The sequence below is a fragment of the Mesorhizobium sp. M4B.F.Ca.ET.214.01.1.1 genome (assembly GCF_004791545.1).
In the GTDB taxonomy this organism is placed as follows: domain Bacteria; phylum Pseudomonadota; class Alphaproteobacteria; order Rhizobiales; family Rhizobiaceae; genus Mesorhizobium; species Mesorhizobium abyssinicae.
Window position 1 is genome coordinate 527477 of sequence record NZ_SRUX01000001.1, and the last position, 15421, is coordinate 542897.

Genomic DNA, 15421 nt, shown 5'->3' on the forward strand with positions numbered 1-15421 from the left:
GCCGGCGATAGGCACCCTTGCAGCGGCTTCGGTCTGTGCCTAACATAAGCACAGACAGAAAAGACTGTTTCCATGAATACCCGCTTTGCCGTTGCCGTCCATATTTTGACGTTCCTTGAGAGCCAGGCCGGCGCGCCGGCTACGTCGGAATTGATCGCGTCCAGCGTCAACACCAACCCAACCCTGATCCGTCGGCTTCTGTCGCAGTTGGCCAAGGCGGGACTGACAACATCGCAGATGGGGTCCGGCGGCGGGGCGCTGCTTGCCCGACCGGCGAGTTCCATCACACTTCTCGATGTCTGGCGCGCAATGGATGCGGCGCAGGAAGTGTTTGCCATGCATGAGGCGCCGAACCCGATGTGTCCTGTCGGCAGAAACATCAAAAGGACGCTCGGACTAAGAATCGCGAGGGTCCGCTCGGCAATCGATGCCGAACTGGCCAAAACCACGATCGCCGCGATGGCCAGCGATGTTTCCCTGAACGCAGAAGAGCGCCTCACAGCGCTGCCCTGACCCGGCCGTCACGCTGAGAAATCGGCTTGACGCCAATATGTATCCATATTAGTCACATAAATGTGCAACTAAATTGGATACATATATGACTCCCTTAGCTCGCCGACACATGGCCGCCCTGGCGCTCGGCATCACCGCCCTTGCCACGCTTTCGGCCGTCATACCCGCAAACATCGCCCTTGCTCAAACGGAGACCGCTATGTCGATTCAGAAGAAGCAGGTCGTGGACCTGCTCAAAGCCATTGAAACCGCGGCCGCCGAGCCGGTCGGCGTGATCAATCCCGACAAGTACATCCAGCACAATCTCGGCGCGGCCGACGGCCTTGTTGGCTTCGGCGCCCTGCTTGCGGCGCTGCCTCCGGGCTCGGCGAAAGTGAACACGGTACGTGTGTTTCAGGACGGCGATCTGGTCTTTGCCCACACCGCGTACGACTTTTTCGGTCCGAAGATCGGCTTCGACATCTTCCGCTTCGAGAACGGCAGGATCGTCGAGCATTGGGACAATTTGCAGGAGACCGCCGGTCCCAATCCGAGCGGCCGTACGATGATCGACGGGCCGACCGAATTGAAGGATCTCGACAAAACCGAAGCCAACAAGGCGCTCGTCAACGCATTCGCCTATGACATTCTTGTCAATGGCCGCATGGACAGGCTTGCCGGCTATTTCGATGGCAACGGCGAAAGCTACCGCCAACATAATCCGCAGATCGCCGACGGCCTTTCGGGGCTTGCCGCGGGGTTCGCGGCCTTGGCGAAAGCCGGAATTGCAATCAAATACGATCGCATCCACAAGGTGCTTGGAGAAGGCAATTTCGTCCTGGTCGTGAGCGAAGGCTCTCTCGGCGGAAAGCCGACTTCCTACTACGACCTGTTCCGCGTCGAGAATGGCAAGATCGCTGAGCATTGGGACACGATCGAGGCGATCCCGCCGAAGGCTGAATGGAAGAATGGCAACGGCAAATTCTGAGATCGCCTAGCAGTTGAACCTTTTTGCCCGACGCCACGACCCATGCATGCCGGGGTGGATGCCCGGCCGGTGGCATACAATCGAATGTGTCCAGGGCTGAGGCGGGGCGTGTTTGCTTCACGCCAAACTTGATGCCGTCTCAGGTCAGGCCGTCTCGTCAGACCCTGTTTCGGCGCGTTCGTCACCCGGAAAACCCCGCTTCGGCGGGGTTTTCTGCGTTTCGGGCCTGACGCTTCTTCGTCATTCGCGGCGGCAACGGCCAATCGGTCGACGCGCGCATCGGCAGGGCGTTCTGACGAGGGCCGAAACAAGCTCGTGATTGGCTCCGCCTGGCCTTTGCCTTTGGCGCGAAACCGACTATGAAACGGCTTCAGCCAGCCCCAGTATCTGGGCCCAATACCCTCGGGAAAGCGCGCCGGAGCCAGCCATGACCGAAATCCTGCAGATCCCAAAGCTCGTCGTCGTCTTCGGCGGCTCCGGCTTTGTCGGCCGTCATGTCGTGCGGGCGCTGGCCAAGCGCGGCTATCGCATCCGGGTGGCGTGCCGCCGTCCCGACCTGGCCGGCCATCTGCAGCCGCTCGGCAATGTCGGCCAGATCCAGCCGGTGCAGGCCAATGTGCGGGTGCGCTGGTCGATCGACCGCGCCGCGCAGGACGCCGACCATGTCGTCAACCTTGTCGCCATACTGCATGAGAGCGGACGGCAGAAATTCGGCGCCGTGCACGAATTCGGCGCCCGCGCCGTGGCCGAGGCCGCGCGCTCGGTCGGCGCCGGCCTCACCCATATCTCGGCGCTGGGCGCCGACCTCAATTCGGCATCCGTCTACGCGCGCACCAAGGCGCTCGGCGAGAAGGCGGTACTGGAGACGATCAGCGACGCCGTGATCTTCCGGCCCTCGATCAATTTCGGCCCGGAGGACAGCTTCTTCAACCGTTTCGCCAACATGGCGCGCTACTCGCCGGTGCTGCCGCTGCTCGGCGGCGGCCAGACCAAGTTCCAGCCGGTCTATGTCGGCGATGTCGCCGAAGCCATCGCGCGCTCCGTTGACGGCAAGGTCGAGGGCGGCCGCGTCTATGAACTCGGCGGGCCGCAGGTGCTCACCTTCAAGCAGTGCATGGAAGAACTGCTCACCGTGATCGACCGCAGGCGGATCCTGGCGCCGGTGCCGTGGTGGGTGGCGAACCTGCAGGCCTCGATCCTCGGCCTGCTGCCCAACCCGCTGCTCACCAAAGACCAGGTGCTGCAGCTTCGCGAGCACAACATCGTGTCCGACCAGGCCGCTAGGGAAAACAGGACGCTTGCGGGCCTTGCCATCCAGCCGCAGTCGATCGGCACCATATTGCCGAGTTATCTCTGGCGCTTCCGCGCCGCCGGCCAGTTCCAGCGCAAACCCGCGGCCTGACCACAAGTCTAGACGGCTACGAGCCTCGCGCGGTGACCTGCATCGGCAGGCCGCCCTGCGGCTGCGTCGTCAGCTTCTGCACCGGCCATGGCCTGGTTTCGGCGGTGCTGTCGAAACGGAAGCGCGACAACAGGATGGCTAGCGCGATGATCGCTTCCTGCATGGCGAAGCTGGCGCCGATGCAGACGCGCGGGCCGGCGCCGAACGGCAGATACTGGAAGCGGTCGATCCGGTCGCGGTTTCCGGGATGGAAGCGCTCCGGCATGAAGGCGTCCGGCCTGTCCCACAGCTTGCGGTGCCGATGGACGACCCAGGGCATCACCAGCACGGCGGCGTATTTCGGTATGTGCAGGTCGTTCCAGGTCTCCGGCTCGATCGGCTCGCGGTTGATCGACGGCGCCGGTGGATAGAGCCTGAGCGCCTCCTCGAAGGCGGCGCGGGTGAGCGGCATGGCGTCCAGCCATTTCGTCGGATCGGGCTCGCGCGCCAGCACGTCGTCGATCTCGCGCTCGATCTTGTCGCGCTCCCAGGGCGCCTCGGCCAGGCAATAGAGTGTCCAGCCGAGCGCGCGGGCCGTCGTCTCGTGGCCGGCGCCGATGAAGGTGATGATGTTGTCCTCGACTTCGGCGCGGGTCAGCCCGTCCGGCCCCTCGGCCTTGAGCAGAAGCGTCAGGAAATCCTGCGGCGCATGATCGGGGTCGCGCTTCAATCGCTCCTCTCGCATCCTGACGGTGCCGGCGACGATGTCGCGGAAGTAGGCCATGGTCCTGCGGCCGCGGATCCGGGTGAGGCGCGGCAGCCAAAGCGGAGCGCGCAAGAGGTCGAGCGGATCGACGCGGCCCATGGTCTCGAACAGGCGGTCGATCTCCTTGGCGAAGCTGCCGGGCTCGCCGGCGATCTCGCCGGAAAACAGCGTCTCGGCGAGGATGTCGAAGGTGAGCAGCGTCATGTCATGGGCGACGTCGGTGGTGCCGCCCGCCTCGTAGCGGGCGACGAACTCCAGCGTGCGCTTCAGCATCGGCTGGGCGAAGCCGAAAATGTGACGCGGCGTGAACACCGGCGCCATCGCCTTGCGCGAGCGCTTCCACACCTCGCCCTCGGCGGTGAGCAGGCCGTCGCGCAGGATCGGACGCAGGATCATCTGGCGCACCGTCGCCATCTTGTAGTTGCGGGCATTGTCGACCAGCACATGGCGGATGAGGCCGGGGTCGTTGGCGATGACCAGCGGCCCGCCGACGCCGTTCACCGAGATCCAGGGTTCGTTGTAGGTCGGCTCGCCCCACAGTTCGAGCGGATTGCGGTAGACGATGCGCATCATCTGCAGCGTCGAGGGCGGCGAGGTACGCGGCTTCGGCGCCGGCGGCACGAAGGGGGCGGGCTGGGTGTCCATCGGCTTGCTCCGCTTGTCGCCTCGAATGTAGTGCCTGCCCCGCCCCGCGTCCATGCGGCCGAAGGGCCGGCCGTGATCGCCCTCGCCTCGGCAATGTCCGCTCTCCGGAATGTGACCGTCCGCTCGCCACGGCTTCTTGCCGCCCGCCGCCGCATGCCTTAGGGGGCAGTCACCGACAGATACTTGGCCGCGGGAGCCCGACTTGAAACACCGGCTGAACATCATCATCGGCAGCACGCGACCCGGCCGTGCCGGGCCGGTCTTCGCCCATTGGCTGGACGGCTTCGCGCGCGAGCATGGCAAGTTCGAGCCGGTGCTGACCGACATCGCCACATTCGACCTGCCGATACTGGATGAGCCGCACCACCCGAGGCTTGCCAAATACGAGAAGGACCACACCAAGGCATGGTCGAAGGCGATCGATGCCGCCGACGCTTTTGTCTTCGTGGCGCCGGAGTACAACTATTTCGTTGCGCCGGCGATCGTGAATGCGGTCGACTATCTCTCGCGCGAGTGGAAGTACAAGCCCGCCGCCATCTTCAGCTATGGCGGCGTCTCCGGCGGCCTGCGCGCGGCGCAAGCCGTCAAGCCGCTGCTGACATCGGTGGGCGTAATGCCGATTCCCGAGGGCGTTGCCCTGCCGCTCTACCAGAAGCTGCTCGAGAGCGACGGCTCTTTCCGGCCGAGCGAGCAGGTGCAGGGCGGCGCCAAGGCCATGCTGGACGAGCTGTTGCGCTGGAGCGAGGCGCTGAAGCCGCTGCGCGCCGGCTGAGGCTCATTCAAGGCCGAACTACCCGGCTTGTTCGCGCCATAAAGAGATGAAATGCTCCGGCAGATGACCGGCCGGGGCGGTTTGGACTTTGCGTTTTCTCCTTGCGCTATTGCTGATCCTTTGGACGAGCGCCGCCGCCCTGGCGGAGCGGCGCGTGGCGCTGGTCATCGCCTATGACGACTACCGGCTGATCCGGCCGCTCGCCAACCCCGTCAATGACGGCGAGGCGATGGAAGGCGCGCTGAAGAAGCTCGGCTTCGAGGTGGTGCTCGAGACCAACCGGGGCCTGCGCCGCACGCGCCGCGCGCTCGACGATTTCCGCGAGGACGCCAGGGGCGCCGACGTGGCGCTGGTCTATTTCTCCGGCCATGGCGTCGAGATATCCGGCGACAACCGGCTGCTGCCCGTCGATGCCGATGCCTCCTCGCTCGACGCGCTGGAGAAGACCAGCCTGCCGCTGGAGGAGGTGCGCGAAGCGGTCGCCGCCACGGCCAAGGTCGGGCTGATCGTGCTCGACGCCTGCCGCAGCGATCCCTTCGCAGGCGCGGGCAGCGAGGGGCGTGGCGCGACGTCGCTGGCCAAGGACGCAGCCGACAAGGTCCGGCCGGGCCTCGGCCGCGTCGGCCGGGCGGAGAACATCCTGTTCGCCTTTGCCGCCGCCCCCGGCGAGACGGCCGCCGACGGAACCGGCCAGAACTCGCCCTTCACCGCGGCGCTGACGAAATATCTCGGCACCGACGGGCTCGAAATCCGCTCGGTGCTGACGCTCGTGCAACAGGAAGTCTACGACCTCAGCCGCGGCAGGCAGCTTCCCTATGTCGAAAGCGGCCTGCCACAGCTCTTCTTCGCCGCCTCGACCAAGGAGCAGTTGCCGGAGCGCGAGCGGCTGCTGCTGGCCATGGCCGACGTGACGCCGCAGATGCGCGGCGAGGTCGAGCAGATCGCCAGCGACGCCGACATGCCGCTAGCGCCGCTCTATGGCGCGCTGATCAGCACCGACACCAGCCACCTTTCCGCCGAAAGCCTGAACGCCAGGCTGCGCGAGGCGGCGGATGCCTTCGTCAAGGTGCGCGGCGAGATGAAGACGCTCGCCTCGGACGACCCGCAGGTGACGGCGCTGCGCCGGCAGGCCGAGGAGCAGCTCTCGCTCGGCGCGTTCGACGCGGCGCGTGAAAAACTCGCGGCGGCGGCCGAGATCGACAGCACCTCGCGCAAGGCGCTGAAAGCCAATTTCGTCAGCCGCACGCTGTCGGAAGCCGCAACGCGCTATCTGTCGGCGGGCGCGGCGCGCGCCGACCTCGACTACACCGCGGCGATCAGGGACTACGAGGAGGTGCTGTCGCTTTTTGGCGAGGCCGGGCAGTCGGCGCTCAAGCTCGACGATGCCGACCGCCAGATCCGCACGCTGGACGAGCTCGGCAAGCTCTACATCACTGTCGGCAACACTGCCGCAGCCGGTCGCGCCTACGAGGCGTTGCTGGCCAATCTCGAACAGCGCGTGCGGCAGGAGACCGACCCCAGCGTGCGGCGGGACCTCGCCGTCAGCCACACCAAGCTCGGCAATGTCAGGATGACGCAAGGCGACCTGCCGGGGGCGCTGGAGAACTACCGGGCGGCGCGAACGATGCTGTCGGAGCTGACGGCGGCCGATCCCGGCCGTCTGGATTGGTTCGGCGACCTTGCCATGAACGACGACAAGATCGGCAATGTGCTGGTGACGCAGGGCAATTTGGCCAGTGCTGCGCAGGTCTATCAGGAAAGCCTGTCGATCAAGAAGGAACTGGCCGGCCATGAGCCGGAGCGTGACGACCTGCAGCGCGAACTGACGATCTCCTATGACGAAATCGCCGGCCTCGCCCGTACAGCCGGCCGGCTGGACGATGCGCAGACGTCCTATGAGGAAAGCCTGCGGATCCGGCTGGCACTGGCCGCGAAGCAGCCGGACGACGCCGAGCGGCAGCGCGACGTCTCGGTCAGCCATGACACGATCGGCGACTTGAAGCGCGAGCGCGACGATGCCGCCGGCGCGCTCGCCGCCTACCGGGACAGCCTGGAGATCGTCGAGCGGCTGGCAAGCCGCGACCCCGACAATACCGAACTGCAACGCGACCTGTCGGTCGGCAACACCAAGGTCGGCAATGCGCTGAAGGACCAGGAGAACTGGCCGGCGGCGCTTTCTGCCTACCGGCAGGCGCTGGCTCAGGCCCAGGCGCTGGCCGACAGCGATCCGGACAATACGGAGTGGCAGCGCGACCTATCGGTCAGCCTGGAAAAGGTCGCCGGCGTGCTCGCCATCCAGGGCGACCGCAAGGGCGCGCTGAAACTCTATCTCGACAGTTTCACCATCGTCGACAGGCTGGCCAGGCTCGATCCCGCCAATTCCGACTGGCAGCGCGACCTGTCGATAACGCTGTCCGAGATCGGCATGCTGAAGGCCAAGCAGCGCGACATCAAGGGTGCGCGCAAGGCCTTCGAGGACAGCCTGGATATCCGCCAGCAGCTTGCCCAATCCGACCCCGAAAACGCCACCTGGCAGCGCGACCTGGTGGTCGCGATGATCGACTATTCTCAGGTCGCGACGAACCCGAAGGCCGTGCTTTCCGAGGCGCTCGAGCGGACGCTGGAGCTCGATCGCAGCGGCCGGCTGGCGCCGCGATACAAGTTCATGATCAAGTTTCTCCAGGATCGGCTGGCCAGGACAAAATAGCCTGCGGCGGGGCTAGCTCCGGACAGCCGGCTTTCCCGCCCGGAAATGCCGGCAAACCTTGGAAAAACCGGCATTTGCGCCTATATCTAGGACATCAAAACGGCGCGATTCGGAGCCAGTTTCCAGCGCTGGACCAGCAGCCATCAATCAGACAGGTTTTCATGAGCGATCAGACTGAAAGCGCCAATGGCGCGGAAGCCGAGTACGGCGCCGATTCCATCAAGGTTTTGAAGGGGTTGGATGCCGTCCGCAAGCGGCCGGGCATGTATATTGGCGACACCGACGATGGCTCTGGCCTGCATCACATGGTCTATGAGGTGGTGGACAACGCCATCGACGAGGCGCTGGCCGGCCATGCCGACCTGGTCTCGGTGACGCTCAACCCCGACGGTTCGGTCACCGTCATCGACAATGGCCGCGGCATTCCGACCGACATCCACCCCAGCGAAGGCGTCTCGGCGGCCGAAGTGATCATGACGCAGCTGCATGCCGGCGGCAAATTCGACCAGAACTCCTACAAGGTATCTGGCGGCCTGCACGGCGTCGGCGTCTCGGTGGTCAACGCGCTCTCGGCCTGGCTGAAGCTCAAGATCCGCCGCAATGGCGAGATCTTCGAGATGGGCTTCACCCACGGCAATGCCGACGCGCCGCTGAAGGTCACCGGCAGCTACGCGCAGGACAAGCAGCCGGGTACCTATGAGGGCCGCAGCGGCAGCGAGATCACCTTCTTCCCGTCGGCCGAGACCTTCACCATGGTCGAGTTCGACTATGGCACGCTGGAGCACCGGCTGCGCGAGCTCGCCTTCCTCAATTCAGGTGTACGCATCGTGCTGACCGACGCCCGCCATGCCGACCTGGTCCGTCACGAGTTGCACTATGACGGAGGCCTCGAAGAGTTCGTCAAATATCTCGACCGGGTCAAGAAGCCGCTGATCCAGACGCCGATCGCGATCCGCGCCGAGCGCGACGGCATCACCGTCGAGGTGGCGATGTGGTGGAACGACAGCTACCACGAGAATGTGCTGGCCTTCACCAACAACATCCCGCAGCGCGACGGCGGCACCCATCTGGCCGGCTTCCGCGCCGCGCTGACCCGGCAGATCACCGGCTATGGCGAATCCTCCGGCCAGACCAAGAAGGAAAAGGTTTCGCTCACCGGCGACGACTGCCGCGAGGGCCTGACCGCCGTTCTCTCGGTCAAGGTTCCGGATCCGAAATTCTCCTCGCAGACCAAGGACAAGCTGGTCTCCTCCGAAGTCCGTCCGGTCGTCGAAAGCCTGGTCAACGAAGCGCTGGGCACCTGGCTCGAAGAGCATCCGAGCGAAGGCAAGGTGGTGGTCGAGAAGGTGATCCAGGCGGCGGCTGCCCGCGAGGCGGCGCGCAAGGCACGCGACATCACCCGCAAGAGCACGCTCGGCGTCACCTCGCTGCCCGGCAAGCTTGCCGACTGCCAGGAACGCGATCCGGCGAAGTCCGAGATCTTCATCGTCGAGGGCGACTCGGCCGGCGGCTCGGCCAAGGGCGGCCGCTCGCGCCAGAACCAGGCGATCCTGCCGCTGCGCGGCAAGATCCTCAACGTCGAGCGGGCCCGCTTCGACCGCATGCTCTCGTCCGACATGATCGGCACGCTGATCACCGCGCTCGGCACCTCGATCGGCAAGGACGAGTTCAACGCCGACAAGCTGCGCTACCACAAGATCATCCTGATGACCGACGCCGACGTCGACGGCGCGCACATCCGCACGCTGCTGCTCACCTTCTTCTTCCGCCAGATGCCGGAGCTGATCGAGCGCGGCCATCTCTACATCGCCCAGCCGCCGCTCTACAAAGTGACGCGGGGAAAGAGCTCGCAATACCTCAAGGACGAAAGCGCCTATGAGGAATACCTGATCGATTCCGGGCTGGAGGAAGCCTCGCTGACGCTGGGCTCGGGCGAGGTGCGGACCGGCCAGGACCTGCACAGCGCCATCGACGATGCGCTGGCGGTGCGCCAGCTGATCAACGGCCTGCACACGCGCTATAACCGCAGCGTGGTCGAGCAGGCGGCGATAGCGGGCGCGCTGAATGCCGATGTGCTTGCCGATCTCGGCCGCGCCAACGCCATGGCCGAGCGCGTCGCCAAGCGCCTCGACCTGATCGCCGAGGACACCGAGCGCGGCTGGACCGGCCGGCTGTCGACTTCCAATGACGGCGTCGGCGGCTATGTGTTCGAGCGCACGGTGCGCGGTGTGAAGGAATTCGTGCAGCTCGACGCCGGGCTGATCAATTCGGCCGACGCGCGCCAGCTCGACCGCTATGCCTCGCGCCTTACCGAGGTCTACAGCGAGCCGCCGGTGCTGCGCCGCAAGGAGGTCTCCGAGACCATTGCCGGGCCGCTGGCGCTGCTCAACGCGGTGTTCGCGACCGGCCGCAAGGGCCTGACCATGCAGCGCTACAAGGGCCTGGGCGAGATGAACGCCGAGCAGCTGTGGGAAACCACGCTGGACCCGAACGTCCGCTCGCTGCTGCAGGTCAAGGTCACCGACGCCACCGACGCCGACTCGCTGTTCTCGCGACTGATGGGCGACGAGGTGGAACCGAGGCGCGAGTTCATCCAGGACAATGCGCTGTCGGTCGCCAATCTGGACATCTGAAGCCGGCTTATCTTCGTGCCTCGGCGAAGCAAATTGCTCGCCGAGGTACCGATTTAACTAACGGGTCGACTTCTCGATTGCGCTCAAGGTGGAGAGTCGGCCGGCCGGTCTACCAGCCCTATCCTGCATCGACGCCGAACATCTCCCTCGCCTGCTCGGCCGTATAGTAGCCCAGCCTGACATCCTCGGCGACCAGCTTCGGGTCACGCTCGCCCGGATCGCCATAGCCGCCGCCTCCCGGCGTGCCGACGCGCACGCGATCGCCAGCCTTGAGGGAAATGTCCTGCTCCTTGGACAGATGCGGCGGCACATGCGCCTCGCCGCCTCGGAACACGGTCACCGTATTGGGCGCGCCGTCCTTGCCGCCGAGCGCGCCTTGCGGGCCGAAGCGGCCATGGTCCATGACGAAGGAGGCGCGGGCATCGCCGCGCAGGATCTCGACCTCGTAGGCCAGACCGAAGCCGCCACGCTGCTTGCCGGCGCCGCCCGAACCTTCGCGCAGCGCATAGTGGCGGTAAAGCACCGGAAAAGCCTGCTCCATGATCTCGACCGGCGGCGATTTGGAGATGCCGATCGTCGAGCAGCCATTGGTGAGGCCGTCATGGCCGGCATTGCCGCCATAGCCGCCGCCGGAGATCTGGTACATGACATAGTCGCGACCGCGCGCCGGATCGTTGCCGCCGAGCGCGAAATTGCCGCTGGAGCCGGCGGGAGCCGCCGTCACCTTGTCGGGCAGCGCCTGCACCATGGCCGCGAACACGGCCTCGGCGATGCGCTGTGAGACCTCCGCCGCGCAGCCCGAGACCGGACGCGGATAGCGGGCGTCGAGGAAGGTCCCCTCCGGCCGCTTGACGTCGAGCGGCTCGAAGGCGCCGGCGCTGATCGGCACATCCGGGAAGATATGGCGCATGGCGAGATAGACCGACGACAGCGTCGTCGCCAGCACGCTGTTCATCGGCCCGGCGCAGGGTTTCGAGGAGCCGGCGAAGTCGAAGGTGAGCGTGTCGCCCTTTTTCTCGACGGCGAGCGCAATCGTCAGCGGCTCGTTTACCACGCCGTCGGAATCGACGAAGGCCTTGGAGCGGTAGACGCCGTCCGGAATGGCGGCGATGTTGGCGCGCATCTGGTCGGCGGCGCGGCGGCGCAGCTCGGCGATCGCCTCGACAACCGTTTCATCACCGTAACGATCGAGGATTCCGTTGAGCCTATCCTGCCCGATCAGCAGTGCCGCGGCCTGGGCGCGGATATCGCCGATGCGCTGGTCGGCGACGCGGATGTTGGAGCAGATGATGGCGTAGATCTCCGGGTCGAGCACTCCCTTCTTGAACAGTTTCACCGGCGGCAGCCGCAACCCCTCCTGCTCGACGGCGGTGGCCGAAGCGGAAAAGCCGCCCGGCACCGAGCCGCCAATATCCGGCCAGTGGCCGGTGTTGGACAGCCAGCAGAAGATCTTGTCGCCGCGGTAGACGGGCATGACGAAGCGCACGTCCATCAGATGGGTGCCGCCGAGATAGGGATCGTTGACGATGTAGATGTCGCCCGGTTCGGGCGCCAGGCAGCGGCCGTCGGCGATCATCTCGATCACGGTTTTCGTCGAATACTGCATGACGCCGACGAACACCGGCAGGCCCTGGCTGCCCTGCGCGATCAGCGAACCGTCGACCGCCGAATAGATGCCGTCGGAGCGGTCGTTGGCCTCGGCGATGACCGGCGAGAAGGCGGCGCGGGAAAACGTCAAATCCATCTCGTCGCAGACCTGCTGCAACGCGGCCTGCAGGACCGAAAGCGTGATGGTGTCGAGCTTTGCCATATCAAGCCTCGCCGATGTCGATGATGATGTTGCCGTCGGCATCCGAACGTGCGCGGTCGCCGGGCTCCAGCACCGTCGTGGCGTCCATCTGTTCGAGGATCGCCGGCCCTTCGATGACGGCGTCGAGCGGCAGTTTTTCGCGGGCGTAGACCGGCGTGTCGTGCCAGGTGCCGTGATACCATACCGGCCTGGTCTCGCGCCGGGCTTCCTCGAGCGTCGCCGCGCGCCCCGCCGGGTCGATCAGCCGCGACAGATCGATCGCCGGGCGCACGCCGGTGACCGAGGTGTTGAGGTTGACGAGGTTGGCGCGGATCTCCGGCAACTCGACCTTGAAGCGGGCGAAATAGGCCTTTTCGAACAGAAGCTGTAGCGTGGCGCGGGTCACGGTAGACGATGGCAGCGGCACGTTGATGATGTGCGTCTGGCCAACGAACTGCATGTCGGCTGAGTGGGTGACGCGGATCGTGTCCGGCTTCACCGCTTCCTTGGCAATCAGTTCCTCGCCTTCGCTCCGGTGCCGTTCCAACACCTTGTGAAGCAAGGCTTCATCGAGCAGCGCCACCGGCTGGTTGATCGTGTTGACGAAGTCATGCCGGAGATCGGCGACGACGCAGCCGAGCGCGTTGGTGATGCCTGGCCGCGCCGGAACCAGCACCTTTGGCAGGCCAAGCTCGCGGGCGAGTGCCGTCGCGTGCAGCGGCCCGGCGCCGCCGAAGGCGAACAGCGCGAAATCGCGCGGGTCGTGGCCGCGCGCCACCGAGACCATGCGGATGGCGCCGGCCATCTTGATGTTGCCGAGCCTCAGGATTGCGCCTGCCGCCTCGACGCCGGAGAGGCCGGTGGGCCTGCCGATCCTGTCCTCGAATATGCCGGTGACGCGCTCGACGGTGACCGGATTGTCGACCGCGAGCAGCTTCTTCGGCGCCAGCCGCCCCAGCACAAGATTGGCATCGGTGATGGTCGGCTCGGTGCCGCCGCGCCCGTAGCAGATCGGGCCCGGATTGGCGCCGGCGCTTTCCGGGCCGATCTGGATCAGGCCGGCCGCGTCGACACGCGCGATCGAGCCGCCGCCGGCGCCGACCGTATGCACCGCCACCATCGGCACGTGGATCGGCATCGCATATTCGATCTCGATCTCGTTCGACACCGCGGGCTCGGCGTTGCGGATCAGCGCCACGTCGGTCGAGGTGCCGCCCATGTCGTAGGTGACGAGGTTCTCGAAGCCGGCGCGCTTGCCCGTATAGGCTGCGGCGATGACACCGGAGGCCGGGCCGGACATCACCGTCTTTGCCGATTCCCGGGTGACGAAGCGGGCCGAGATCATGCCGCCATTGCCGTTCATGATCAGGAAATCGCGGGCATAGCCCTTCGCGGCGAGCTCCTTGCGCAGCCTCTCGACATAGCGTTCCAGGATCGGCTGCACCGAGGCGTTGACCGAGGCCGTCACGCCGCGCTCGAACTCGCGCGCTTCCGACAGCAGCGCATGGCCGGTGGTGATGTAGCCGTTCGGCCAGATCTCCCTGGCGATCTCGGCCGCGCGCCGCTCATGCGCCGGGTTGGCGTAGGAATGCAGGAAGTGGATGACGAGAGACTCGCAGCCGGCCTCCAGCAGCCTCTTCACCGCGTCGCGCATGCCGGCCTCGTCGAGCGCGACGCGCACCGCTCCCGAGGCCTCGACGCGCTCCGCGACTTCAAGCCTGAGATCGCGCGGAATGACCGGAATGAATGTCCCCGTCATGCCATAGGGCTGCGGCCTGGTGCGCCGGCCAAGTTCGATCACGTCGCGAAAGCCGAGCGTGGTGATCATGCCGGTCCTGGCCAGGCGGCGCTCCAGCACGGCGTTGGTGGTGGTGGTCGTGCCGTGCACGATGAGGTCGATGCCGTCGATCGCAAAGCCGGTGGCGCCGAGCGCCGAAACGACGCCGAAAGCCTGGTTTTCGACCGTCGTCGGGGTCTTGGCGATATGCACCCTTCCGCCGTCCTTGCCGTCGATCAGGATGAGGTCGGTGAAGGTGCCGCCAACATCGATGCCGGCAACGACGCTGCCCAGGGAATCCCGCGGTTGCGCCGAAAAATTCTCTTTCATTGTCGAAACCCGAAATGCGCGGCCTACGGATATGGCTTGGTTTGGAACGGTGTTTTACGCTCGCATCTTGACGCCGAGATCATTTGTATACTAATAAATTTCCGACACAAGAGCTTACCGCTTGGCAGTGTACAAGGAGCGCATCGGAACCTGACCGGTTCGGGCGCGTAGGAGTAGGTTTGGCGTCAGCGCCGTGAGCCTGGGCCAGAAGGTTGGATTTGATGAACACGACATCCGCGTTGAACGCCGCCGGCGCCAAGCCGCTGCAGTTCCCTATCCCGGCCAATGTCTATGCCGAGACCGTCGTCTCGGTGAAGCATTACACCGACCGCCTGTTCTCGTTCCGCATCACCCGGCCGCAGTCGCTGCGCTTCCGTTCCGGCGAGTTCGTGATGATCGGCCTGCCCAATGCCGAGAAGCCGATCTTCCGCGCCTATTCCGTTGCCAGCCCGGCCTGGGACGACGAGCTGGAATTCTTCTCGATCAAGGTGCCGGACGGTCCGCTGACCTCCGAGCTGCAGAAGATCCAGGTCGGCGACACCGTCATCATGCGTCAGAAGTCGACCGGCACGCTGGTGCTCGACGCGCTGACGCCCGCCAAGCGCGTGTTCATGATCTCGACCGGCACCGGCATCGCGCCCTTTGCCAGCCTGCTGCGCGATCCCGACACCTATGAGAAGTTCGACCAGGTCATCCTGACCCATACCTGCCGCGACAATGCCGAGCTCACCTATGGCCAGGAACTGGTAGCGGCGCTCGAGAGCGATCCGCTGATCGGCGAACTGACCGGCGGCCGCGTCACGCTTTACAACTCGACCACGCGCGAAGAGTCGGCGCGCATGGGCCGCATCACCGCGCTGATCGGCTCCGGCAAGTTCTACACCGACCTCGGCATCGACAAGCTCAATCCCGAGACCGACCGCATCATGATCTGCGGCTCGATGCACATGCTGAAGGACGTCAAGGAACTGGCCGAAAGCCTCGGCTTCCAGGAAGGTTCGCTCAGCCATCCCGCCAGCTTCGTCGTCGAGCGCGCCTTCGTCGGCTGAGCCGTAGCCGGGACGCTTCAGCTCCCCTCAAATCCGTTTTGACCATGCGGTCAAAAATCAGCTGCTTTCGCGGCCTTTTTCCGCTATGAGCC

At 65.4% G+C, this 15421-nt stretch carries 10 protein-coding genes; 7 read left to right on the forward strand and 3 right to left on the reverse strand.

All coding sequences use genetic code 11. From position 1 onward, the window contains the following. Positions 1-72: 72 nt before the first annotated feature. The 3 genes from EN857_RS02460 to EN857_RS02470 all read left to right on the forward strand — a co-directional run bounded on the left by EN857_RS02460 (position 73) and on the right by EN857_RS02470 (position 2882). Positions 73-513, forward strand: coding sequence for an Rrf2 family transcriptional regulator (locus tag EN857_RS02460; RefSeq protein WP_127286875.1), 441 nt, complete (start codon positions 73-75; stop codon positions 511-513). An 85-nt stretch (positions 514-598) separates the two neighbouring features. Then, positions 599-1480 (forward strand): nuclear transport factor 2 family protein, encoded by an 882-nt coding sequence (locus tag EN857_RS02465; RefSeq protein WP_127394033.1) that lies wholly within the window; start codon positions 599-601, stop codon positions 1478-1480. Between the two features lie 427 nt (positions 1481-1907). Next, a complete protein-coding gene (locus tag EN857_RS02470; RefSeq protein ID WP_128346088.1) occupies positions 1908-2882 on the forward strand; it encodes a complex I NDUFA9 subunit family protein in 975 nt (324 codons plus the stop codon). Between the two features lie 16 nt (positions 2883-2898). Here the strand turns inward: EN857_RS02470 and EN857_RS02475 are convergent, their stop codons facing one another. Beyond that, positions 2899-4272, reverse strand: coding sequence for a cytochrome P450 (locus EN857_RS02475; RefSeq protein WP_127393931.1), 1374 nt, complete (start codon positions 4270-4272; stop codon positions 2899-2901). A 202-nt stretch (positions 4273-4474) separates the two neighbouring features. Between EN857_RS02475 and EN857_RS02480 the strand changes: the two genes are divergently transcribed. From EN857_RS02480 to gyrB, 3 genes are all read left to right on the forward strand, one after another. Continuing rightward, the gene (locus EN857_RS02480) at positions 4475-5044 is read left to right on the forward strand and encodes an NADPH-dependent FMN reductase (RefSeq protein ID WP_127393930.1); all 570 of its coding nucleotides are present in this window, start codon (positions 4475-4477) and stop codon (positions 5042-5044) included. Between the two features lie 88 nt (positions 5045-5132). Then, the gene (locus tag EN857_RS02485; protein ID WP_128346087.1) at positions 5133-7751 is read left to right on the forward strand and encodes a caspase domain-containing protein; all 2619 of its coding nucleotides are present in this window, start codon (positions 5133-5135) and stop codon (positions 7749-7751) included. A gap of 161 nt (positions 7752-7912) precedes the next feature. Continuing rightward, positions 7913-10384: a DNA topoisomerase (ATP-hydrolyzing) subunit B gene (gene gyrB / locus EN857_RS02490; RefSeq protein WP_127283418.1), complete on the forward strand. Its 2472-nt coding sequence runs from the start codon at positions 7913-7915 to the stop codon at positions 10382-10384. A 118-nt stretch (positions 10385-10502) separates the two neighbouring features. Here the strand turns inward: gyrB and EN857_RS02495 are convergent, their stop codons facing one another. Beyond that, positions 10503-12194 (reverse strand): hydantoinase B/oxoprolinase family protein, encoded by a 1692-nt coding sequence (locus EN857_RS02495; RefSeq protein WP_128346086.1) that lies wholly within the window; start codon positions 12192-12194, stop codon positions 10503-10505. Between the two features lies 1 nt (position 12195). Then, a complete protein-coding gene (locus tag EN857_RS02500; protein ID WP_127393234.1) occupies positions 12196-14280 on the reverse strand; it encodes a hydantoinase/oxoprolinase family protein in 2085 nt (694 codons plus the stop codon). A gap of 221 nt (positions 14281-14501) precedes the next feature. On the opposite strand from EN857_RS02500, the gene EN857_RS02505 reads away from it, so the two are divergent. Continuing rightward, a complete protein-coding gene (locus EN857_RS02505; protein ID WP_127393233.1) occupies positions 14502-15329 on the forward strand; it encodes a ferredoxin--NADP reductase in 828 nt (275 codons plus the stop codon). Positions 15330-15421 lie beyond the last annotated feature (92 nt).

What these genes read in the sequence shown, in the direction of transcription:
- EN857_RS02460 (WP_127286875.1), top strand. Translation starts at nt 73, where the DNA reads ATGAATACCCGCTTTGCCGTTGCCGTCCATATTTTGACGTTCCTTGAG.
- EN857_RS02465 (WP_127394033.1), top strand. Translation starts at nt 599, where the DNA reads ATGACTCCCTTAGCTCGCCGACACATGGCCGCCCTGGCGCTCGGCATC.
- EN857_RS02470 (WP_128346088.1), top strand. Translation starts at nt 1,908, where the DNA reads ATGACCGAAATCCTGCAGATCCCAAAGCTCGTCGTCGTCTTCGGCGGC.
- EN857_RS02475 (WP_127393931.1), bottom strand. Translation starts at nt 4,272, where the DNA reads ATGGACACCCAGCCCGCCCCCTTCGTGCCGCCGGCGCCGAAGCCGCGT.
- gyrB (WP_127283418.1), top strand. Translation starts at nt 7,913, where the DNA reads ATGAGCGATCAGACTGAAAGCGCCAATGGCGCGGAAGCCGAGTACGGC.
- EN857_RS02495 (WP_128346086.1), bottom strand. Translation starts at nt 12,194, where the DNA reads ATGGCAAAGCTCGACACCATCACGCTTTCGGTCCTGCAGGCCGCGTTG.
- EN857_RS02500 (WP_127393234.1), bottom strand. Translation starts at nt 14,280, where the DNA reads ATGAAAGAGAATTTTTCGGCGCAACCGCGGGATTCCCTGGGCAGCGTC.
- EN857_RS02505 (WP_127393233.1), top strand. Translation starts at nt 14,502, where the DNA reads ATGAACACGACATCCGCGTTGAACGCCGCCGGCGCCAAGCCGCTGCAG.